Here is a 22,626-nt window from a genome sequence, read left to right on the forward strand (position 1 = left end):
CGTTTCGCGCAGTTCCCCGCGCCCCCTGGGGATGCCCCTACCTGTTAGGTGAACCCAAAGGGGCGCGAGGAACTGCGCGAGGCGGAAGGCACCGCACCGTCACTCCCGGTTCGCGCAGTTCCCCGCGCCCCCTGGGGTTGCCCCTACTTGTTAGGTGAACCCAAGAGGGCGCGTGGGACCGCCCGGCCGGCGAGGCCTCAGCGGGAGCGCCGGGAGAGCCGCTCGACGTCCATCAGGACCACCGCGCGGGCTTCGAGCTTGAGCCAGCCGCGGCCCGCGAAGTCGGCCAGTGCCTTGTTGACCGTCTCGCGGGAGGCGCCGACCAGCTGGGCGAGCTCCTCCTGCGTCAGGTCGTGGGCGACGTGGATGCCCTCCTCGGACTGCACGCCGAAACGCCGGGAGAGGTCCAGCAGGGCCTTGGCGACGCGGCCGGGGACGTCGGAGAAGACCAGGTCCGACATGACGTCGTTGGTCCGGCGCAGGCGGCGGGCGATGGCGCGCAGCAGGGCGACGGAGACCTCGGGCCGGGCGTGCAGCCAGGGCTGGAGGTCGCCGTGGCCGAGGCCGAGCAGCTTGACCTCGGTCAGCGCCGTCGCGGTGGCGGTACGCGGGCCCGGGTCGAAGAGCGACAGCTCGCCGATCATCTCGCTGGGGCCGAGCACCGCGAGCATGTTCTCGCGCCCGTCGGGCGAGGCACGGTGCAGTTTCACCTTGCCCTCGGCGACGACGTACAGGCGGTCGCCCGGGTCGCCCTCGTGGAACAGCGACTCGCCACGGGCGAGTGTCACCTCGGTCATGGAGGCTCGCAGCTCGCCGGCCTGCTCGTCATCGAGAGCCGCGAACAGCGCGGCACGCCGCAGAACGTCGTCCACGTGCTTCCTCCTGCTGGGTGTGGGGCGGTCTATCTCGTCAAGACTGCATCACCAAGGATGACGCATGTCACTCCGATCATATGAGGAGGGGTGGGGGGTGGAGTACGGTACGGGGCCATTTGTACTTATCGGGGCCCGCCGCGTGGGCCGCAGCAGGGCCGTTCGGTGGACAAATGTTCGCCCTCGGCGCAGCCGGCGGGGGCGGAGGACGAGCGCCGGCGGCCCGGCGGGCGGCCCCGGGGACGCCGCAGGGTGCCCGCGGCCGAAGCCCCGGACACCCTGCGTCTGCCGTCTGCCGTCTGCCGGTCAGTGGTCGGTCGGCGGGCCTGCGGTGAAGTTGCGGAAGTCGAGGTCGGTGTTGTCGCCCCGGATCCCGACCCCGCCGGGGCCGGTGATCCGCTCGGGCGCCTTGTCGACGACGTCCAGCACCGTCTTCCCGTCGATGGCGAGCATCAGCCGTACCGTGCCGTCGGCCTGGTCCGTCGCCGTGCCGGTGACGGTGTGCCACTCCCGGTACCCGAAGGCGGACTTGCCCTCGGCCAGTGTGACGTAGGCGCCCTGTTCGCCGGGGGCGCCGGCGCCGTTCGGGTCCGGGGTCTTCCGCTTGATCGCGACCACGCCGTCGCGGCGCCGGAAGCTCAGCGCGTAGAGCTGCTCCGGGCTGCGGTAGCGCATCCACAGGTGGGCGCCGTCCCAGTCCACCGAGGAGGTGCGGGTGGTGGTGCCCGGCGGCTGCAGGCGGATGTCGGTCCGCACCGTGCAGTCGGCGAAGTCGCGCCGCCGGGTGACCAGCCGGAACACCGAGGAGCCGGTGTGCGGGCTGGAGTCCGGGCCGGGGGACTGGCCGTCCGGGACGCCCGTCCAGCCGCAGCTGGCCCGGGCGAACAGCGAGCCGCTGGTGACGACCCAGTCCGGGCTGTTGTGCGCGTTCTCGGCCTTGGGGCTGCGGAAGGCGTACTCGTTCGTCACCAGCCCGTCCGGGCCGAACGACGGGTGGAAGGCGCCCCCGGCCGTCGGGCCGGCGGAGCCGCCCGTGCCGCCGTCGGGGGTGCCGCCGCCGTCGTCCTCGGTGAGCAGGTAGGCGGCGATGCCGCCGGCCGCGACCGCGGCGGCCAGGCCGGCGATCAGCAGCGTCCGCCGGGGGAAGCCGGGGGCGGGCTCGTGCCCGGGCCGGTGCCCGGACTCGTGCCCGTGGTGATGCCCGTGCCCGTGCCCGTGCCCGGGCTCGTGCCCGTGCCCGTGGTGATGCCCGTGCTCGTGCTCGTCAGTCATCGGACCTCCGCCGGGACGACCTTGAAGCCGCGGGCGGTCGGCCAGGCGTGCCGGGTGACGTCCCGGTAGGCGGAGAACGCGACGCCGCCGGTCTCGCCCTTGGCCAGCAGCTGGATGTGCACGGTGCCGTCGACCGTGATCCAGGTGGCCTCGCTGCCCACGGTGATGGTGATGTCGTGGTGGTCGGCGTCCGCGAGCGTCTTGGTGGACACCACCGTCCGCGCGTCGGCGCTGCCCGAGAGCACGCGCAGTCCGCGCCTGGTGACCTCCACGCTGATCGTCTGCGGGCTGCCGACCCGGACCCAGATGGCGCCGGACACCTGAGGCGTGTTCAGCCGGCCGACGGTGCCGCGGACGGTGTAGTTGGTCCAGCCGGAGGTGCGGGTCTGCTCGTAGGCGGCGTAGTCCGACAGGGCCAGGCCCTGCGGCGCCAGGCCGTCGCCGCCGATCTTCATGCCGGACGGCACGCCGGGGGCGGACTCCCAGGCGGCGCCCGGGTCGAGCAGGACGGCCTTGGTGATCGGCAGCAGGGTGGGGCCGCCGGAGGTGCCGCTGCTCTCGGTCTGGGCGACCTTGAGCGCGGTGAACTTCGGCCAGGTGCTGCTGGTCGCGCCGTTGCGGACGCTGATGCCGATGCCGCCGGTGGCCTCGGTGCCCGTCGCCTGGGTGGTGAAGCTCAGCTCGGTCCGGCCGTCGACCAGCACCTTGGTCAGGCTGCCGGTGACGGTGATCTGCAACTGGTGGGTTGTGGTGGTCACCAGCGACTTGTTGGCGACCTGCTCGCGCTTCTCGTTCGGCCCCCGGTAGATGCCGACGGAGGACCGGCTGAGGCTGACGGTGAGCGGGTCCCCGCTGCCGTTGCGCACCAGCACGCCGACGTTGTTGTCGTCGGCCAGGCCGGAGACGGAGGCGTTGACGGTGTAGTCGGTCCAGTCCGCCGAGGTGAGCGGCAGGTACTCGGCGGAGACGTAGCCCGCGCCGGCCGGGTAGGGGCCGGCGCCGGTCAGCGGGCCGATGTCCTTGGCGTTGCTGCCGTCGCTGCGGGTCCACTCCTCCGGCTGCGTCAGCGGGGTGTCGGCGACGGGCGGGACGAGGGTCCACTCGCCGATCTCGGCCAGCAGGTCCTTGGCGGTGGTCTTCTGGTAGACCTCCAGCCGCTGCACCTGGCGGGCACCGGCGGCCCGGCGCCCGGCGGGCAGCGGGCGGCGGCTCACGTCGGTGAGGGTGGCCGCGAAGGTCTGCTCCAGCATGTTCTGCAGCGACGGGCCCGGTACGGGCAGGTTGGCCCGCTCGCTGGTCTCGGAGAACGGGTAGGCGAACATCAGCGGCTTCGCCAGTTTGTGCGTGTTGAAGTCGGCCAGGGACTGGGCGATGTCGGCGGAGAACCGGGTCTGGTACTCGCCGACGGTCTCGATCCGCTGCTGGGCCGGCAGCCAGAGCCGGTTGGCCAGTGCGGAGGCCTGGGTGCCCTTGGCGTCCACCGCGCCGCGCCAGTGCAGGTCGTGGGTGTGGTCCTGGAAGTCCCAGCGGCCGGAGGCGGCCATCCGGGTGACCTCTTCCCAGGACAGGTAGTACGGGCGGTTCTGGCCGACCCGGCCGGTGATCAGGAAGGAGGCGGCGTGCATGTGGTGCTTGGCCAGGATGCGGTCGCCGTAGACCCACAGGCCGTTGGTGCCGTCGTCGAAGGTCATGTAGACCGAGCGCGGCGGGGCCGGGCCGCCCTTGAGGTAGTCGACGAACTCGTCGGTGGTCAGGCTGCGGTAGCCGGCCGCCTCCAGCGCGCTGAGCTGCGCGTCGAAAGTGTCCGGCGTGACCACGTACGGGCTGTCGCTCTTCGGGCTGATGTCGTGATAGGTCAGCACCACCGGAGCCGCCGTCTCGGGCAGCTTGCTCGCGTCGCCCTTCCAGTCGGCCTGCAGCGCCTGGGCGGTGTGTGCGGCGGCGGTGGCGATCTGCGGGGTGACGTCCCGGCGGAAGACGTAGTACTGCCAGCCCACGTAGAACGGCATCGCCAGCACGGCCGCCGCGGCGGCGGCCAGCACCAGTCGGGAGATCCAGTGGGTGAGGCCGCGCCGCATCGGGGTCGTGCGGCCGGCCTGGTGGCGTCGTGCGGTCACAGCAGGCTTCCTCGGGAGAGCACGATCGCGTAGACGGCGATCACGAAGGCGGTGGTCAGGACGGCGGCCAGGAACTTCGCCACGTTGGTCAGGGCGTTTCTCACGTGGCACTCCTCGACCAGACGCCGCGTCGGATGGTGAGAATCGAGTACGGCAGCAGCCAGGCCAGCAGCGTCGACGACAGCAGGCTCATCACCGGGCGGTAGCGCCAGCGGGTGTCACCGGGGTTGTCGATCTTGAACGCCAGGCCCCAGATCAGGCCCTTGAGGATCACGCCGCACAGGTACAGCAGGGTCAGGAAGGCCATGCCGTGGATCGGCGCCCAGACCAGGTGCCGGAAGGCCATGATCGGTGCGGCCACCACCCAGAGCACGTGCCCGTAGTACAGCAGGGCCGGGCCGAGGCCGCGGCGCCACATGAAGGTGCCGGTGAAGCAGAGGTTGCGGAAGAAGCTCTTCTTCCAGCGGATCTGCTGCTTCATGAACGGCCGGAACCGGACCGGCACGTTGGTCCACACCCGGGCGGACTGCACGTACCCGATCCGCCACTGGCGGGCCGGGTAGTCCTCCGCCGTCACGAAGGGGGAGTCGGCGTACTGGTCCTTGAGCGCCTGGCCCTTCCACTTCTGGCCGAGCACGTAGCCGGTCAGCTGGCGGTCGGTGGCGAACCGGAACGGCGCGCCGAGGAAGCGGTCACCGGCCCAGGCGGGCAGGTAGTTGTAGATCGCGTCCCGGCGGAACACGGCCAGCGGGCCCGACACGCAGGTCACCGATCCGAAGGTGGACTCCGCCGCCTTGGAGACCCGGAACTGTCCCTCGTACCAGACGTCCTGGGCCCGGGTGAAAAGGCTGAGCGGCGCGTTGAGCGCCCGGCAGTGGCCGCTGACGGCGCCCAGCTCCGGGTGGCGGACCAGCGACTCCACGCACTTGCGCAGCGCGTCGGGGGCCAGGATGCAGTCCGAGTCGGTGAAGGCCATGACGTCGCCGTCGGCGATCGCGCAGGCCTGTACCAGGGCGTGCTTCTTGCCGAGGTTCTTCTCCAGGTAGAGCACGGTGATGCCGAGCTCCACCTCCAGCCGGCGCAGCACGTCGCGGGTGCCGTCCGTGGAGAGGTCGTCGACCACGATGATCTGGACGTCGGGGTAGTCCTGCTCGGCCATCGAGCGCACGCAGGCCTCGATCGCCTCCTCCTCGTCCATGACGGCGAGCAGGAAGCTGACCCGGGGGTTGGCCTTCAGCGGCGGGAAGTCGCCGAGCCGGCGCGGGCGCTTGCGCAGCTCCCGCAGTGACGGGTCGTCGTACTTGCTGTACGCGATGTACAGCAGCGCGATGGTGCCGGCCAGCACGATGAAGCCGTAGCCGAGCACCAGCGGGCTCGACGGCAGACGCGGAGCCTCCCGGGCCAGCAGGAGCAGCAGCGGCAGGATGCAGATCAGCGTCAGCACCCGGCGGACGCTGTTCCGCAGGGCCGGGTGCATCCGGTCCATCGCGCGGCCCAGCGGGCCGGGCCGCCGCTCGTTGGCGCGGACGCCGGGCGGCAGCACGGGCAGCACCCGGCCGGCCCGGCCGCCCGCCGGTGCGGCGGGCAGCGGCGAGGGCGCGGGTGCGGCGGCGGCCGGCGTGGCCGCCCAGGCGCTGACGGGCTCGGGCTCCGGCTCGTACGCCTGGTAGGAGTAGCCCTGGTCCGGCATGACGGCGAAGCCGTCCGGCACGTGGGGCTGCTCGGGGGCGTACGGCTGCGGCTGCTGCGCGGCGTACGGGTGCGCGGGCCGGTAGGGCTGCTCCGGCTCGTACGGGTGCGCGGGGGCGTACGGCTGCTGCGCGGCGTACGGGTGCTCCGGGGCGTAGGGGCGCTCCGGGGCGTACGGCTGCTCGGGCTCGTCGTACCGGGTGGCGTCGTACCCGGGGGTGTCGTCGGGCGAGGGGGTGGCGGGGGTGAAGAACCCGCGCTCCGGGGTCGGCGGGAGGCTCACACGACCGCCTTCGTCGGGAGGCCGGCCAGGCGGTAGGTGGCGTCCAGCACCGAGCCGTGCTCGGCGAGCCAGCCGAGGTCGGAGCCGGGGTGGACGGTGTGCACGACCACCAGGTCCCACTTCTCGGCCGCCGGGTCCGGCACGCTCTCCAGGACGGTGCCGTGGATCCGGGCCTTCGACACCAGCGGGTCGCTGAACGCGACCTCCGCGCCGAGTGCCGACAGCTCCTCGATGATCTCCAGCGCGGGGGACTCCCGCAGGTCGGCGACGCCGGGCTTGTAGGCCACACCGGCGATCAGCACCTTGGCACCCGCGACGGCGTGCCCGCGCTCGGCCAGCAGCTCCCGGACGCGGTTGACGACCTGGCGCGGACGGCCGGCTATCGCCGTCATCGCGGTGTCCACCAGCGGGGAGGAGACCCGCAGCTTGCGCAGCTGCCAGAGCAGGTAGTGCGGGTCGCAGGGGATGCAGTGGCCGCCGACGCCCGGGCCCGGGTAGAACGGCATGAAGCCGTACGGCTTGGTCGCCGCGGCCTCGATGATCTCCATCGGGTCGAGGCCCAGGGCGCGGGAGTTGTCGGCGAACTCGTTGGCCAGCGCGATGTTGACGGCCCGGAAGGTGTTCTCGAAGAGCTTGCTCATCTCGGCGGCCTCGGGCGAGCCGACCAGGTGCACCGAAGGCGCCGTCAGGCTCAGCACCTCGGTGGCCAGCTCGGCGCAGCGGGGGCTGACGCCGCCGGCCACCCGCGGGGTGCTGTCCTGGGTGTGCCGGGAGTTGCCGGGGTCGATCCGCTCGGGCGAGAAGGCCACATGGATGTCGGTGCCGGCGGTCAGGCCGCGGGCGGCCAGCGGCTCGACCAGCAGGTCCCGGGTGGTGCCCACGTACGTGGTGGAGGTCAGCATCAGCAGCTGGCCGGGGACGGCGTGCTCGACGACCGAGGCGCAGGCGCTGGCCAGCGCGCCGAGGTCGGGCACCAGGTACGGGTCGACCGGGGTGGGCACGCAGACGATGACGGTGCCGGCCTCGGCCAGCGCGGCCGGGTCGGTGGTCAGGCTGAAGCGCGGGTCGTCGGCGAACTCCGCGAGCCGGGCCAGGTCGGACGGCAGCAGGTCGACGTCCTGGCGGCCGATCGCGGCGAGGCGCTCGGTGCTCACGTCGATGCCGATCACCCGGCAGTCCGCGGCGAGCAGGGCCAGTGCGCTCGGCAGGCCCACGTAGCCGAGTCCGATGACGGCGACGGTCGGCCGCTCCTCGCCGTCACCCGTCGGGCGGGGGTGGGGAAGGAGCCCGGTGGTCGCTTCGGGCTCCGCGAGGGCGGACAGGGCTGTCGGCATGGGTTCTCCGCGGACGGTGTTGAGCAGATTTTCTGCCTATTCCGCAGAAGGATGTGGTTTCGGAACCGATGGTGGCAAATAGGCCTGAGGGGCCGTTGGGGCATCGGAACATGGGTGATTTGGTGCAGTATCAGGTCGTATGTCCTGGTACTACCGTTGGGTATTGGTGGAACGTGCGCGCGAGTGCTTCCAAAGTGTGATGGAACCGAAATGATCGGATCAGTGCCCGAATCCGCGTCAAGGTTTCGTAAATATCGCCGGAGCGGTCCGGGGGAGGGGCTATCCTGGCTGGAGATGTGAGTAGGCACCTCGTTCGGTGAGGCGTCTTCACGGACACAGGCCACTGACCCCACGACGTCGAGAGACGCCCAGGTTCAGGACAGATCTTCCCGACCTAAGGGTTGATCCCAAGTGGCTTCCCGCCCTCCGGCGGGATCACGCCGTGAAGTGCCAAAGCTCTGACGAGTTGGGGTGTACCGGTCATCCGGGCCGGTCCGCTCCTTGCCGTGTCGATACGGCGCACCACGCGTGCGCCCCGGCCGGAAGGAGGCGAGAGACATGGATTCGAGTTGCAGTAGTCCGGGCCACAAACGGCCCCCCACCCGCCTGTCCTCGTACTCCACCGGCACGCGGTAACCACCTTTCCTGCGCACCTTCCTGACGCACCATCAGCTCCCGCACGGCTTCCTGCCGTCGTGGGCCGACGTGGTGCGCTCCCACAGGTCTCGTAGGGGGGATAGCTGCCGCGCGCCCACCGACCTCCCCCTGCCCGGGGGTTCTGGGAGGCCCGTCATGACCGACACCACCACCGCCATCAAGCCGATCATCCCGGCGCAGCGCGCCGCCGTGCTCGACGACGCCCACCTGGGCGACATCAAGGGCGCACTCGGCACCATCCGGCTGGACGACTCCGCGCCCCGCCACGGACTCTCCGCCAAGCTCAAGACCCTGCTCGCGATCATCGGGCCCGGCCTGATCGTGATGGTCGGCGACAACGACGCCGGCGCCTTCGCCACCTACGGGCAGGCGGGCCAGAACTACGGCACCCACCTGCTGTGGACGCTGCTCCTGCTGATCCCCGTCCTGTACGTCAACCAGGAGATGGTGCTGCGCCTGGGCGCCGTCACCGGCGTCGGGCACGCCCGGCTCATCCTGGAGCGCTTCGGCAGGTTCTGGGGCGCGTTCAGCGTCATCGACCTGTTCCTGCTGAACGCGCTGACGCTGGTCACCGAGTTCATCGGGATCACCCTGGCGGCCGGTTACCTCGGCCTGCCCAAGGTCGCCGCCGTGGTGCTGGCCGCCGTCGTCATCGTCGCCTCCGCCTTCACCGGGTCGTTCCAGCGCTTCGAGCGGATCGCGATGGCGCTCTGCGTCGGCTCGCTGTTGCTGGTGCCGGTCTACTTCCTCTCCCACCCGAAGACCTCGCAGATGGCCCACGACTTCGTGGTGCCCAACATGCCGGGCGGCGCAGGCGAGTTGTCCACCGTGATGCTGCTGATCATCGGCATCGTCGGTACCACCGTCGCCCCCTGGCAGCTGTTCTTCCAGCAGTCCTACGTCATCGACAAGCGGATCACCCCGCGCTTCATGAAGTACGAGAAGGTCGACCTGGGGATCGGCATCGCGGTGGTCGTCATCGGCGCGGCCTGCATGATGGGCCTGACCGCCGCCGCCTTCGCCGGCACCGACGGCTTCGGCAACTTCTCCGACACCACCGGCATCGCCCACGGCATCGCCGCCCACGCGGGCAAGCTCGCCGGCGTGCTGTTCGCCATCGCCCTGCTGGACGCCTCGATCATCGGCGCGTTCGCCGTCTCGCTCTCCACCGCGTACGCGATCGGCGACGTCTTCGGCATGAAGCACTCGCTGCACCGGGGCGTCGGCGGAGCCAAGGGCTTCTACGCCGTCTACGCCGGGCTGGTCGGGCTGGCCGCCGTCATCGTCCTGATCCCGGGCTCGCCGCTCGGTCTGCTCACCACGGGCGTGCAGACCCTGGCGGGCGTGCTGCTGCCCTCGGCCTCGGTCTTCCTGCTGCTGCTCTGCAACGACAAGGACGTCCTGGGCCCCTGGGTCAACGGCCCGAAGACCAACGCCTTCACGGCCGCGGTGGTCGGTGTCCTGGTCACGCTGTCGGTGATCCTGACCGCCTCCGTGCTCTTCCCGCACATCACCGCCGGCACGATCCTCGACATCATGGCCGGCTGCGGCGTGGCCGGCGTGCTCGCGGCCGGGTACTCCTTCACCCGCCGCCGCACCGCCACCAAGGAGGACCCGATCGACCGCACCGGCCGCGACGACTGGCGGATGCCCCCGCTGGAGACGCTCGCCAAGCCGGTGATGTCCAGCGCCAACAAGATCGGCATGGGCGCGCTGCGCGGCTACCTGCTGATCGCGATGATCCTGGTGGTCGCCAAGATCGTCCAGGTTGCGCTGGCGCAGTAGGCGGTCAGTAGGCGGTCAGTACGCGGGAAGTACGCGGGAAGTACGCGGGAAGCGACGGCGGGCGGTGGCTCAGGCCACGGCCCGCCGTCGCCGGTGCGGGGCCGCGACAGGATCCCCTGCCGTCGCGGCCCCGCCGTCCGGTCGGCTACCCCACCCCAGGGGCGGCCGCCGGGGTCAGCACGCTCCCTGGTCGGACCAGACCGCCCAGGAGGCCGGCGCGCCCGGCACGGCGCCGGTGGAGTACCAGCTGGAGAGCCACTTGTGCCCGCCGTAGGAGACCTGGTCGCCGGGCGCGTACGAGGTGCTCGCGCTCCAGGCCGACAGCCCGCCGCAGCCGCCGCCACCGCCGCCGGAGGCGATGACCCAGCTGAAGGAGGTGCTGCCGCTCGCGGTGCCCGAGGAGGCGGTCACGGTGACGTTCGAGGTTCCGGCGGTGGTCGGAGTGCCGGTCACCAGGCCGCCGGAGCTGATGGAGAGTCCGGCGGGGAGGCCGGTCGCGCTGTAGGTGAGCGCGTTCCCCGCCGAATCGCTGGCGCTGACCTGGAGCGAGGCCGCCGTACCGGTGGTGCCGCTCTGGTTGCCCGGGCTGCGGAAGGTGACCGTCTCGCCGCCGCCGGTGGAGCCGACGGTCCAGCTGAAGGAGGTGCTGCCGCTCGCGGTGCCGGAGGAGGCAGTGACGGTGACGTTCGAGGTTCCGGTATTGGAGGGGGTGCCGGTCACCAGGCCGCCGGAGCTGATGGAGAGTCCGGCGGGGAGGCCGGTCGCGCTGTAGGCCAGGGGCTTGCCGGCCGAGTCACTGCCGGAGATCTGGAGCGACACCGCCGTACCGGCCTTGGTGTTCTGGTTGCCGGGGCCGGTGACCGTCACCGTCTCACTGCCGGTCGTGCCGGAGGCGAAGCCGCCGGTGCCGTTGGGGGTGCCCCAGCCGGTCGGGCCGTCGTAGCCTGCGCCGGCGTTGCAGAAGTACGCCACCGAGCAGGAGCCGTTGCTGCCCGAGGTGACGTCGTTGAAGCTGCCGGTGTGGGCGTACGGGTACTGGTTCGCCCGGTCACCCGCGCCCGGCGCGCCCGCGAGGGCCCAGACCGAGGCGATGATCGGGGAGGCCGCACTCGTACCGCCGTACACGGCCCAGCCGCTGCCGCCGTAGGTCTGGTAGACCGAGACGCCGGTGGCCGGGTCGGCCACCGCCGAGACGTCGGCCTCCATCCGGTGCGAGCAGCCGGTGTCGTGCTGCCAGGACGGCTTGGCGATGTACGCCGAGCAGCCCGAACCGGTGCCCTCGGAGGAACTCGTCCTCCAGACCGTCTCGCTCCAGCCGCGCGCGTTCGAGGACCGGGTCAGTGCGGTGCCGCCGACGGCGGTGACGTACTGCGAGGTGGCCGGGTACTCGGCTCCGGTGTCGGAGTCGCCGGTGCTCGCGGTGATCGCGACCCCGGGGTGGTTGAAGTACGCGGAGTCGGAGGAGGCGACCGAGGAGTCCTCGGAGCCGCCGTAGCTGTTGGAGACGAACTTCGCGCCCTGCGCCACGGCCTGGTTCACCGCGGTGCCCAGATCGGAGACGTTGGCCGAGGCCGCCTCCACCAGCAGGATGTGGCAGGCCGGGCAGACCGCGCTGACCATGTCGACGTCGAGCGAGATCTCACCGGCCCAGCCGGAGTCCGCCGTCGGGTAGCTCGTCCCGCCGTTCTCGTCGATCTTGCGGAAGCAGCCGTTCGCGGTGGTGCAGGCGGGGAGGCCGTACGTGGAGCGGTAGGTCGAGAGGTCGCTCTCGGCGTTCGGGTCGTCCTGCGCGTCGACGATCGCCACGGTCCGGCCCGAGCCGCCGGCCGGCAGGTTGTAGGCGCTGAGCAGATCGCTCGGACCGAAGCCCGAGGGCAGCGCCGAGGGGGACAGCGCCTGCCGGCCGAGGTCGGTGCGCCGGAGCGCCAGACAGGCCAGCTCGCCCGGGTGGGTCGGCGCGGCGCACGAACGGGCCACGGTGATCCCGGCCGACCCGCTCTGCTGCGCCGGGGCGGCGGCCGACGCGTTGCCCGCGAAGGCGGTGGAGGTCATCGCGACCAGCAGCCCCAGGACGGAGAGCGGGGCGAGGGCACGTCCTGGTGCGGACCGTCCACGGCGTGCCGAATGGTGGGTGTCCACTCGGAATTCCTTTCCTGACATCGCCCTCGGGTGGGGCGGCCGGGCTCGCGAGGCGGGTCGCCCACGAGCACATCCCGCGCGGACCGGCGCCGATCGCGGGCACGGCGAACCAGCCCCGGGTCGCCGGGGCCACGAAGGATGGTGTGCGTGGCGCGGGGTGGTGGGGGTGGTCAATCGTCCTGCGCCGAGCGGAAACGTAGTCCGCACCCGGATGGCGGTCAATGAATCGAAGCCACAAGGGCACCCTTGACCTTTGCTTGCAAACCCGAGGGGGCACCCTTGCCGAGCCGGGTGCCCCGACCGGCGTTGCTCGGGTCGGGGGTGCTGCCCGGCGTTGCTCGGGTCGGGGGTGCTGCTCGGTGGAGCTCGGTCGGGGGTGCTCGGTCGGGGGTGCTCCGACCGGCGTTGATCAGCCGGCTGTCCGGGCGAGGGTGAGCTCGGTCCGGGTGTGCACGCCGAACCGGCGGAACAGCCGGGTCAGGCTGCCCTCCACCGACTTGACCGAGACGTGCAGCTCCCCGGCGATCTGCCGGTTGGTGGCGCCGCGCTGCACCAGCTCGACGATCTGCCGCTCCAGGTCGCTCAGGGCCGACGCCGGTCCGTCCAGGCGGGCCAGCCGTTCCCGGGCGTGGTCGAGCCAGGGGAGGCTGCGCGCGGCGGCGAACGCCTGCGCCGCCGCACGCAGGTCGGCCCGGGCCGCCGCCCGGCGCCGGGCCCGCCGCTCCAGGTCGCCGAGGGTGAGCCGGGCCCGGGCGGTCTCCAACGGGTACGGGTGCCCGGCGGGCAGCGCCGAGCGCAGCGCGTCCGCCGCGCCGCGCGGGTCGCCGTCCAGCCCGGTCAGCACCGCGCGGGCCCGGGCCAGCCCGAGCCGCACCACCCGCCGGTCGAGCCGGGCGGTCTCCCGGGTCGCCTCCGCCAGCACCCGCCGGGCCTCGTCCGTGGCCCCCGACCTGGCCAGCGCCTCGACCAGGTCGGCGTCCACCAGGAAGAGCGCCGGGTCCACGAAGCCGAGACCGCGCAGCAGTGCCCGGCACCGGCCGAGGTGTTCGGCCGCCTGCGCCGTCCGGTGCCCGAGCAGGTCGGCCCGGCCCCGGATGCCCAGCGCGTACGCGGACCACTCGGCGTCCCCGGCCAGCTCCCCGGCGCGGATCGCGGCGGCGGCCAGCTCGCCCGCGCGCTCGGCCGTACCGCCGTTGAGCTCGGCCGCCGCGCTCAGCACCAGCCCCGGACCGGGCGTCGGCCCCAGTTCGGCCCGCAGCCGCCCGCCACGCACCCCCGCCCGGTACGCCTGGCCGCAGAGCCCGGCACGCTCGTGCACGGAGGCGACCAGGTGCAGCACGTCGCCCAGGTCCTTGACCCGCCCCGCGTTCTCGACGTCCGTCCGGAGCAGGTTGACGGCGTCGATCGCCTCGGCCACCTCGCCGCGGCGCAGCAGTCCGACCACCAGGCAGCAACGGACCTGGACCGAGGCCGCCGTCATGGCCGCCGCCGGGCGCCCGGCGGCGAGTTCGGCGGCCAGCACGGTGGCGCGGCGCAGCGAGGGCAGCACCGGATCGGGGCAGACCTGCATCTCGATCGGCGCCCGCAGCGCGATCACCTCGATCTGCTGCTCCAGGTCCCCGCTCCGGTCGGCCTGCCTCTCGGCCCGGGCGAGTTCGGCCAGGCCGAGCCCGGTCTGTCCGGTGCTGATCGCGTGTTCGGCCCGGCAGAGCCGGACGGCGGCGCGCAGCCTGGCGTTGTCGCCCGCGTCGGTCTGCGCGGCGGCGAGCAGGGCCGGGACTCCGGACCGGTCGCCCCCGGCGAGTTCCACCAGCAGCAGCCGTGCGCCGACCCGGGCCGCCCGGCTCTGCCCGTCCAGCAGCGCGGCGCAGACCTGTCTCGCCTGGTCACAGAGCCCGGCGTCGTAGGCGTACCGGGCGCCGGCGAGCAGCCGTTCGCCGGCCAACCCCGGGTCGCCGGGCGTGCGTTCGGCGGCCAGCCGGGACAGCTCGGCGGCCAGCGCGGGCGCCCCGCGGCCGGCGGCGAGCCGGGCGGCGTCGGCCAGCTCCGCCGCGAGTTCGGCGCCCGGCCCCGGGCTGGCCAGCGCGCGGTGCCGGGCCCGTTCGACCGGGTCGTCCAGCAGACCGGCCAGCGCGGCGTGGCAGGCCCGCCGTTGGGCGTCGGTCGCATCGCTGAGGACGATCTCCCGGAACAGTGGATCGGCGAAGCGCAGCCCGCCGCCGGACTCGCCACGGACCACCCCGGCCGCGCGGGCCTCGGCCAGCGCGCGCTCGGCGGCGGCGGGCAGGTGGCGCAGCGGAGCGTCGGCCGTCGCGACGAGCAGCAGGACGTCGACGGTCTCGCGCGGCAGCAGGTCCGGCCGGACGGGGAGCAGCGCGCGCAGCCGTTCCGGTACCGGCAGGGGCCGGTCCGGGAAGCCCGGGTGCGGGTGCGGGTGTGACTGCGGGTGCGGGTTGGGACCCGGCTGTGACTGCGGGTGCGGATGCGGCTGTGACTGCGGGTGTGGCTCCGGGCGCCGGGCGGCGCGGGCGAGTTCGAGGGCGTGGAGCGGGTTTCCCCCGGCGGCCGTCCTGATCCGCTCGGAGAGCCGGTCGGCCGGGGCCAGGCCGAGCCTGGTCCGCAGCAGCTCGCCGACGACCTGCGGAGGAAGGGGGCTGAGGGTGAGTTCGGTCCGGGGCTCGGGCAGGACGTCGAGACGGTGCGGCTCCCGGCCGTCCGCGAGGCGCTCGGCGGCGGCCACCCGGACCCGGTGCCCGGGCAGCCGGCGGGCCGCGAAGGCGAGCACCTGGGCACTGACGGGGTCCAGGCAGTGCGCGTCGTCCAGCACCAGCAGGACCGGACGGGCGGCCGCCAGCGACCTCAGCAGCTCCAACACCGCGACCCGCAGGGCCAGTCGGCCGCCGGGCGAGCCGTGGGCGGACGCGTTGTCGGCGGGAGCCCGCAGCAGGGCGCCGTCGAGGACGGCCCTCAGGTGCGGGGCGATCAGGCCGTCCTGCTGGGCGACCGGCCGGGCGAACAGGTCGTAGAGCGCCAGGCCGGGCAGCGAGGCCTCGGCCGCGGAGGAGTTGCTGCGCAGCACAAGGGCACCCGCCTCCGCCGCCTCGGCCCCGAGGGCGTCCAGGACCGCGGACTTCCCGATCCCGGCGGGCCCGGTCAACAGGACACCGCCGCCCTCCGCAAGGCCCGCCCGGCACCTGGCGAGCACCGCATCACGACCCAGCAGTGCGGGCACGTCGCTCATGCGGAAGAGTCTCCACCCGCGATCCCGGAATGGTCTAGTCCTTATGGGCCTCGCCGTGCACTCTCCAGGGCGAGGCCGCCCCGGGTGACCGCGTACCGCGGGGCGGCCCCTGCCGGGCGTCGATGCCCTGGGCGGGCTTGCCCGGAGGCTCAGCGGGGTGGTGTCACCAGGCCCTTCTCGTAGGCGAGGATGACGAGTTGGACCCGGTCGCGGGCATCGAGCTTGGCCAGCAGCCGCGTCACGTAGGTTTTGACGGTCGCCATGCTGATGAACATCTCGGCGGCGATCTCGCTGTTGGAGAGGCCGCGTCCGACCAGTACCAGTACCTCGTGTTCGCGGTCGGTGATGCCTTCGAGCGAGGGCCGTCCGGTCGGCGGGGCGGCTGCGGGGTCGGGACGGTTGGCGAACTCCGCGATCAGGCGGCGGGTGACGCTCGGCGCGATCAGGGAGTCTCCGGCGGCGACGATCCGGATCGCCGCGAGGATGTCGTCGAGGGCCATGTCCTTGACCAGGAACCCGGACGCCCCGGCCCGCAGCGCGGCGTACACGTAGTCGTCGTCGTCGAAGGTGGTCAGCACGACGACGCGCGCCGTACGGTGCTCCGCCGTGATGAGCCGGGTGGCCTCGATCCCGTCCATGCCGGGCATCCGGATGTCCATCACCACGACGTCCGGGGCGAGTTCAGCGGTCAGCCGGACGGCCTCGGCGCCGCCGCCGGCCTCCCCGACGACCTCCAGGTCGGGGGCGTCGGTGATGACCATCTGGAGCGAGGCGCGGACCAGGGGCTGGTCGTCGACGAGCAGGACACGGAAGGTCATCGGGCCACCCCGGCCGGGACGGGCAGCCGGACGGTCACCCGGAAGCCGCCCTCGGGGCGCGGCGCGGCGGCGAACTCCCCGTGCAGCAGCGCGACCCGCTCGCGCATGCCGACCAGGCCGTACCCGCTGCCGGTACTGCCGGTACTGCCGGTACTGCCGGTACTCCCGGTACCGCCGGTACCGCCGGTCGTTCCGGTACTCCCGGTACTGCCGGTCGTTCCGGTGCTGCCGCGGCCGGGTGTACCGCTGCCGTCGGCGCCCGGCCCGTCGTCGGTGACCTCGATGGAGAGTTCCTCGTCGCGCTGCTCGATGGACACCCGGCAGGACGGGCTGCCGGCGTGCCGGACCACGTTGGTGACCGACTCCTGGACGATCCGGTAGGCCGAGAGGTCGACGTCCGGCGGCAGCCGGCGTCGCTCGCCGAGCCACCGCAGCTCGACCCGGACCCCGGCGGCCGTGGTCATCTCGGCCAGCCGGCCGAGGTCCGCCAGCCCGGGGGCCGGGTCCAGCGGCAGCGCTTCGGCCGACCGGTCCGGTTCGGCCTGGCGGAGCGCGCCGAGCATCCGGCGCAGACCCGACAGGGTCTCCCGGCCGGCGATCTCGATGGCGCCGAGGGCCTCGCGCGCGCGGGCCGGCTGGGTGTCGATGACCCGGCTCGCGGCGCCGGCCTGGAGGGCGATGACGCCCATGCTGTGCGCGACCATGTCGTGCAACTCCCTTGAGATCCTCAGCCGTTCGGTGGTGACCGCCTGTGCGGCGGCCTGTTCGCCCAACTTCTCGGTGTGCTCGCGGCTCTGCCGCGCCGAGTTGCCGATCAACCAGGCGACCAGCGAGGTCAGGGCGACGGCCAGTTCCGTCGAGGTGCCGATCGCGAACCCGACCAGCAGCCGGGCGGCCGGGTAGCCGATCACCACGCCGAGTGCCAGCGCGACGGCGACGGTCGAGCTGCGGCGGGACCGGGTGGCCGCGATGGAGCACAGGGCGACGTCGACCGCGAGGAACTGCGCGAAGCCGATCTCCGTCCCGTTCAACGCCATCGCCCCGGCGACCGCCCCGGTGAGCAGCAGCGCGAAGGCGGGCAGCGGCCGCCGGCGCAGCAGCGCGCAGCCCGCCGCCGTCAGCAGGGCGCCGACCTCCAGCAGGTGCCAGTTCGGGCCCGCCAGCAGGAAGCCGTGCTGCCGGTGCAGCAGCGGGCGGCCCTCGCCCGGCAGCCGTACGGACTCCGCGAACGAGTACCCGGTGGCCGCGCACCAGGTCAGGGCCGCCCACGCGCCGGTCGGCACGCGTTTGAGCAGGGGCAGAGCGGGAGTTGCGTGCATGGGCCGATGGTAGGCCGGTGATCATCTCCGGCGCATCGGACCGGGGGTGTACAACCACGGTCCGCCGGCCCCGTCGTGAATGCCACCGACCGTCCGATGCCGGGCGGCCGCCCCGCACGGCACCGTTGGCCGGGTGATCGAAGTCAACGAACTGACGAAGCGTTACGGCAGCACCACGGCCGTGAACCGCCTGACCTTCACCGTGCGACCCGGTTGCGTCACCGGGTTCCTCGGCCCCAACGGCGCCGGCAAGAGCACCACCCTGCGGCTGATCCTCGGCCTGAACGAGCCCACCAGCGGCACGGCCACCGTCGACGGCCACCGGTTCCGGGACCGTCCGCGCGGCCTGCGCCAGGTCGGCGCACTGCTCGACGCCGGGGACGTGCACGGCGGGCGCAGCGCGGTGGCGCACCTGTCCGCGCTGGCCCGCAGCAACCGCATACCGCTGCGCCGGGTGGACGAGGTGCTGGCCGAGGTCGGGCTGACCGGCGCGGCCCGGCGCCGGATCGGCGGGTACTCGCTCGGCATGAAGCAGCGACTCGGCATCGCCACCGCGCTGCTCGGCGACCCGCCGGTCCTGCTCTTCGACGAGCCGTTGAACGGCCTCGACCCGGAGGGCGTGCTGTGGGTGCGCGGCCTGTTCCGGCGGCTCGCCGCCGAGGGCCGGACGGTCTTCGTCTCCAGCCACATGATGAGCGAGATGGAGCACACCGCCGACCAGCTGATCGTGGTCGGCCGGGGCGAGTTGATCGCCGCGGAGAGCCTGTCGGAGTTCGCGGCCCGGGGCGCCCGGCTCGGCGTGACCGTACGCACCAGGGAGGCCGCCGCGCTGGCCGGCGTGTTGACCGCCGCAGGCGCCTCGGTCCGGGCGGAGGCGGACGGTGCGCTGCTCGTCACCGGTCTCGGCCCGGACCGCGTCGGCGAACTCGCCCTCGAACACCGCGTCCTGCTCCAGGAGTTGGCCGTGCGCGGCGCCTCGCTGGAGGAGGCGTTCATGGAACTCACCGCCGACAGCGTCGAATACCTCGCAGGAGCACCCCGATGACCGCCCCGACCCCGATGACCGCCCCGACGTCGCCGACCGCCCCGACCCCGCTGACTGTCTCGGCCGCCCCGACTTCGTCGGCCGCCCCGGCCGCGGTGCCGCAGCGCCTCGCTGCCGCGAGCGCCGAGCCCCGGCCTCGCTTCGTCGACCTGTGCGCCGCCGAGTGGATCAAGCTCCGGTCGCTGCGCTCGACCACCGGGGTGCTCACGCTCAGCGTGCTCGCCGTCATCGCGATCAACGCGAACGCCGTGCACAGCGACTTCCCGTACATCGACAGCCCGCACCCCCCGGTGCCCGGCTGGCCGCCCTACCGTTACGACGCGCTGTTCCACGGCCTCGGCTTCGTCCCGGCCAACCTCTTCATGATCACCACGGGCAGCATCGGCGCCATCACGATCTTCGGCGAGTACAGCAGCGGAATGATCCGGACCACCTTCGCGGCCGTCCCGGACCGCCGCTCGGTGGTGGCCGCCAAGGTCGTGGTGGTGACCGCCCTGATGCTGGTCGCCGGCACGGCGGCCTCGGCGGGCTCCTTCTTCCTGACAAACGCGATGCTGTCCTCGCGGCACGTCGGACTCTCGATCGGCGACCCGGCCTGCCTGCGGGCGGTGGTCGCGTACGCGCTGATCGCGCCGGTGTCCGCGCTCATCGGTCTCGGCCTCGGCGCACTGATCCGCCAGGCCACGGCCACCGTCGTCGCGCTGGTCGGCGTGCTGCTGCTCGCGCCGCTGCTCTTCCAGGGCGACCGGTACCGCTGGGTGAAGGAGATCGGAAACGCCCTGCCCAGGGATGCCATGATCCGCCTGACCTTCAACCCCCATTCCAACACCTCGCTCGGCAAGTACGCCGCCACGGTCACCGAGTCGTGGATCGTGTTCGGGGCCTGGTCGCTCGCCTCGGTGGTCCTGGCCCTGGTCCTGGTGCACCGCCGCGACCTGTGAACCGGGCCTCGCGCGGCCCTCGCGCGGCCCTCGTGTCGCCCGGCCCGCCACCGTGTTCGTAGCTACCGCACCGGCCGTCGGAAACCTCGCCTATGAAGCGGGGACGGGCGTCGGCGCCGCCGCCCCGGCCCGGGCCGAGCGCCGGGCCGACCGGCGGCCTCACGGGCGCTCTGTGACGCCCGATCTGCACTCCGTGACCTGCGGTTTGAGGGCTGGCCAGCCGGTGGGGTGATGCCCAATGATGTCCCCTGTCCTACCGGGCGGAGCTGCCCCACCAGGACTTCAAGACATTCTCAGGGGGGATCCATCGTGCGCCTGCGTCACATCGCCGGCCTCGCCACCGCCGCCAGCGTCGTGCTCGGCCTTCCGGCCCCGGCGTTCGCCGTAGCGGACACGTCCACCATCTACGTGGACGGCAGTCGTTCCTCCGGTTGCACCGACTCGGGCACCGGCACCCAACAGCAGCCCTTCTGCACCATCCAGGCGGCCGCCGACGCGGCCCAGCCCGGACAGACCGTGCAGGTGGCGCCGCGCATCTACAACCAGCAGGTCACGCTCACCCACTCCGGCACCCAGGACAAGCCGATCACCTTCCGCGGCAGCTCGATGAGCGCGTCCGGGATCATGCCCCGCCTCTACCGCAGCGGCCCGGGTCCGTTGGGCGGCTTCGTCCTCAACGGGGTGCACGACGTCGTCCTCTCCGGCTTCGCCGTCCAGACGCTCGGCGAGGCAGTCAAGTTGAACGGCACCAGCCGGGTCACCCTGGACGGCAACTACCTCTGGGGCGGTTCCAGCGGTTCGCCGGACGCCGGGGCGGTGCACCTCACCGGCAGTTCCTCGGCCACCACGATCAGCCGCAACCTGATCCGGACCAACGCGGTGGACTCCGTCCTGCTGGAGCCGGGTACCAGCGGCGCGGTGGTGACCGGTAACGCGATCGAGAACTGGTCCGGTGCGGGCATCCAGGCGACCGACGCCCCGGGCACCGTGGTCACCGGCAACACCGTCAGCACCAACTGCGGCTCCGCCGTCAGCCTGCTCGGCGCCTCCGCGCACTCCGTGGCGGAGAACAACGTGCTGGCGCCGACGCCGTACCTGGCGCAGACCATGATCTGCGACCGGATCACACCGCGGCTGGTCGTGGCGGCCGCCTCGACCAGCGGCACCACGGTCGACTACAACGTCACCGAGCCGCTCAAGTCCCAGCCCGCGTACTCCTGGGCGGGGACGGACGTGGCGACCGCCGCCGATCTCGCCAAGGCCGCGCCGGGCCAGGCCGTCCACGAGATCACCGGTGACCCGCACTACTCCGGCGGATCCCAGTCGGACGACCTCAAGCTCGCCGAGGGCTCACCCGCGATCGACTCGGCCGACGCCGGCGCACCGGGCGAGCTGCCCACCGACCTGCTGGGCCTCCAGCCGATCGACGATCCGAGCACGTCCAACACCGGTACCGGCGCGGGGATCCGCGACCGTGGCGCGTACGAGCTCAGCACCACCTCGCGGCAGCTCGGCCTGAGCACTTCGGTGGGCCGGGTGCCGACCGGCGTCCCGGTCACCTTCACCGTGCAGGACCCCGGGAGCTGGTCGCCGGTGGTCGGGTACCGGTTCGACTTCGGTGACGGCACCGACCCGGTGACCGCCGACTCGACGTCCGTGCAGCACACGTACACCGCCGCCGGCTCGTACACGGTGAGCGTCGTGGCCGTCCAGCAGAACGGCGAGACGACCCAGGCCGCCACCGTCGGTGAGGTGGCGAGTGCGCCCGGGCCGCTCGTGCCCGTCCTGCAGGTGGGCGCCCTGGACGGCGCACTGCGCTACTCCGCCGCCGACAACTCCACCTCGCCGTGGTCGATCACCCAGGCCAGCTACGACTTCGGTGACGGCAGCACGCCCGGCACGGACAACCAGCACAGCTACCACCACGACGGCGACTACACCGTCACCATGACCGTGCAGGACGCCGGCGGCCGCACCGCGACCACCTCGCAGCTGCTGCACGTGGCCTACGCGGCCTCCACGTTCCACGCCATGACGCCGACCCGGGTGCTGGACACCCGGCAGGCGCCCGCCGTCATCGGACCGGACGGCTCGCTCACCGTCCCGCTGCTGAGCCGGATGGGCTTCGGCCTGCCCACCCTGCCGTTCGAGCAGACGCCGACGGCCGTCGTCCTGAACGTGACGGCGGTGTCCCACAACAGCTCCGGCTACCTGACGGTCTACCCGGCGGGCGGCGACCGGCCGAAGACCTCGAACGTCAACTTCACCGCCAACCAGGCCGTGCCGAACCTGGTCACCGTCCCGGTCGGCTACACCGGTGACGTCTCGGTCTACACCCACGGCAGCACCGACGTCGTGGTCGACATCCTCGGCTACTACAGCTCGGTCACCCAGGTCGGCGACAAGTTCGGCACGCTGCCGCCGGTCCGGCTGCTCGACACCCGCTCGGGCAGCCCGCTGGGCGCGGGCGGCGAGACCACGATCGCGGTCCGAGGCCAGCACGGCGTGTCGGACTACGCGGACGCGGTGGTGCTGAACGTGACGGCCACCGACGGGGATTCGGGCGGCTACTTCACCGCCTACCCCTCCGGTACCACCCGGCCTGGCACCAGCAACCTCAACTTCGCCGCTCACCAGACCGTCGCCAACCAGGTGATCGTCCCGATCGGCGCGGACGGCAAGATCAAGCTCTACAACCGCAGCGGCAACACCCACGCCGTGGTCGACCTGTTCGGCTACTACAGCCCGGTCGGCATCTCTCCGGGCGCCGAAAGCCTGTTCGTCCCCAGCACCCCCACCCGGCTGGTGGACACCCGGCCGGACAGCCCGCTCGGCCCGAAGGGCGTTCTGGCCGTGGCCGCCGGCGCCCCGGCGGAAGCCACCGCTGCGGTGGTCAACCTGACGGCCACCGGGGCCACCGCCTCCGGCTACCTCACCGCTTGGGCCGACGGCCAGGCACAGCCGGGCACCAGCAACCTGAACTTCGCCCCGGGCGGGACCGTGCCGAACCACGTCACGACCCCGCTCGGCATCGACGGCAAGTTCGACGTCTACAACTCCAGCGGCAGCACCCAGGTCGTCGCCGACCTGTTCGGCTACTTCGTCAAGCCGTAG

Annotated in this window: 13 protein-coding genes and 1 riboswitch; of the genes, 4 read left to right on the forward strand and 9 right to left on the reverse strand. The window is 72.8% G+C overall.

The features are described 5' to 3' along the window. Nucleotides 1-197: 197 nt before the first annotated feature. From ABD330_RS09540 to ABD330_RS09560, 5 genes are all read right to left on the reverse strand, one after another. Nucleotides 198-872, reverse strand: a complete 675-nt coding sequence (locus ABD330_RS09540) for a Crp/Fnr family transcriptional regulator (protein WP_280718543.1) — start codon at nucleotides 870-872, stop codon at nucleotides 198-200. 306 nt (nucleotides 873-1,178) lie between these two features. Continuing rightward, the gene (locus ABD330_RS09545; protein WP_344462914.1) at nucleotides 1,179-2,144 is read right to left on the reverse strand and encodes a hypothetical protein; all 966 of its coding nucleotides are present in this window, start codon (nucleotides 2,142-2,144) and stop codon (nucleotides 1,179-1,181) included. Beyond that, complete coding sequence (locus ABD330_RS09550; protein WP_344462916.1) at nucleotides 2,141-4,261, reverse strand: polysaccharide deacetylase family protein; 2,121 nt, start codon at nucleotides 4,259-4,261, stop codon at nucleotides 2,141-2,143. The genes ABD330_RS09545 and ABD330_RS09550 overlap by 4 nt, the downstream gene beginning before the upstream one ends. A gap of 100 nt (nucleotides 4,262-4,361) precedes the next feature. Then, the gene (locus ABD330_RS09555) at nucleotides 4,362-6,233 is read right to left on the reverse strand and encodes a glycosyltransferase family 2 protein (RefSeq protein WP_425555488.1); all 1,872 of its coding nucleotides are present in this window, start codon (nucleotides 6,231-6,233) and stop codon (nucleotides 4,362-4,364) included. After that, nucleotides 6,230-7,567, reverse strand: a complete 1,338-nt coding sequence (locus tag ABD330_RS09560; protein ID WP_344462918.1) for a nucleotide sugar dehydrogenase — start codon at nucleotides 7,565-7,567, stop codon at nucleotides 6,230-6,232. The genes ABD330_RS09555 and ABD330_RS09560 overlap by 4 nt, the downstream gene beginning before the upstream one ends. 301 nt (nucleotides 7,568-7,868) lie before the next feature. After that, nucleotides 7,869-8,045, forward strand: a riboswitch (M-box (ykoK) riboswitch). 314 nt (nucleotides 8,046-8,359) lie between these two features. Here ABD330_RS09560 and ABD330_RS09565 point away from each other — a divergent pair. Then, a complete protein-coding gene (locus ABD330_RS09565) occupies nucleotides 8,360-10,009 on the forward strand; it encodes an Nramp family divalent metal transporter (protein ID WP_344462920.1) in 1,650 nt (549 codons plus the stop codon). A gap of 174 nt (nucleotides 10,010-10,183) precedes the next feature. On the opposite strand, the gene ABD330_RS09570 is transcribed toward ABD330_RS09565, so the two are convergent. The 4 genes from ABD330_RS09570 to ABD330_RS09585 all read right to left on the reverse strand — a co-directional run bounded on the left by ABD330_RS09570 (nucleotide 10,184) and on the right by ABD330_RS09585 (nucleotide 17,526). Further along, nucleotides 10,184-12,061 (reverse strand): putative Ig domain-containing protein, encoded by a 1,878-nt coding sequence (locus ABD330_RS09570; protein WP_344463104.1) that lies wholly within the window; start codon nucleotides 12,059-12,061, stop codon nucleotides 10,184-10,186. Nucleotides 12,062-12,557: 496 nt separating this feature from the next. Beyond that, the gene (locus ABD330_RS09575) at nucleotides 12,558-15,389 is read right to left on the reverse strand and encodes an AAA family ATPase (protein WP_344462922.1); all 2,832 of its coding nucleotides are present in this window, start codon (nucleotides 15,387-15,389) and stop codon (nucleotides 12,558-12,560) included. 149 nt (nucleotides 15,390-15,538) lie between these two features. Continuing rightward, nucleotides 15,539-16,207, reverse strand: a complete 669-nt coding sequence (locus ABD330_RS09580) for a response regulator (protein ID WP_344462924.1) — start codon at nucleotides 16,205-16,207, stop codon at nucleotides 15,539-15,541. Then, nucleotides 16,204-17,526, reverse strand: coding sequence for a sensor histidine kinase (locus ABD330_RS09585; RefSeq protein ID WP_344462926.1), 1,323 nt, complete (start codon nucleotides 17,524-17,526; stop codon nucleotides 16,204-16,206). The genes ABD330_RS09580 and ABD330_RS09585 overlap by 4 nt, the downstream gene beginning before the upstream one ends. A 133-nt stretch (nucleotides 17,527-17,659) precedes the next feature. Between ABD330_RS09585 and ABD330_RS09590 the strand changes: the two genes are divergently transcribed. The 3 genes from ABD330_RS09590 to ABD330_RS09600 all read left to right on the forward strand — a co-directional run bounded on the left by ABD330_RS09590 (nucleotide 17,660) and on the right by ABD330_RS09600 (nucleotide 22,626). Beyond that, a complete protein-coding gene (locus ABD330_RS09590; protein ID WP_344462928.1) occupies nucleotides 17,660-18,571 on the forward strand; it encodes an ABC transporter ATP-binding protein in 912 nt (303 codons plus the stop codon). Beyond that, nucleotides 18,568-19,512, forward strand: coding sequence for an ABC transporter permease (locus ABD330_RS09595; RefSeq protein ID WP_344462930.1), 945 nt, complete (start codon nucleotides 18,568-18,570; stop codon nucleotides 19,510-19,512). The genes ABD330_RS09590 and ABD330_RS09595 overlap by 4 nt, the downstream gene beginning before the upstream one ends. A 309-nt stretch (nucleotides 19,513-19,821) precedes the next feature. Further along, nucleotides 19,822-22,626 (forward strand): PKD domain-containing protein, encoded by a 2,805-nt coding sequence (locus ABD330_RS09600; protein ID WP_344462932.1) that lies wholly within the window; start codon nucleotides 19,822-19,824, stop codon nucleotides 22,624-22,626.

The sequence above is a fragment of the Kitasatospora kazusensis genome (genome assembly GCF_039529945.1).
Taxonomy (GTDB): domain Bacteria; phylum Actinomycetota; class Actinomycetes; order Streptomycetales; family Streptomycetaceae; genus Kitasatospora; species Kitasatospora kazusensis.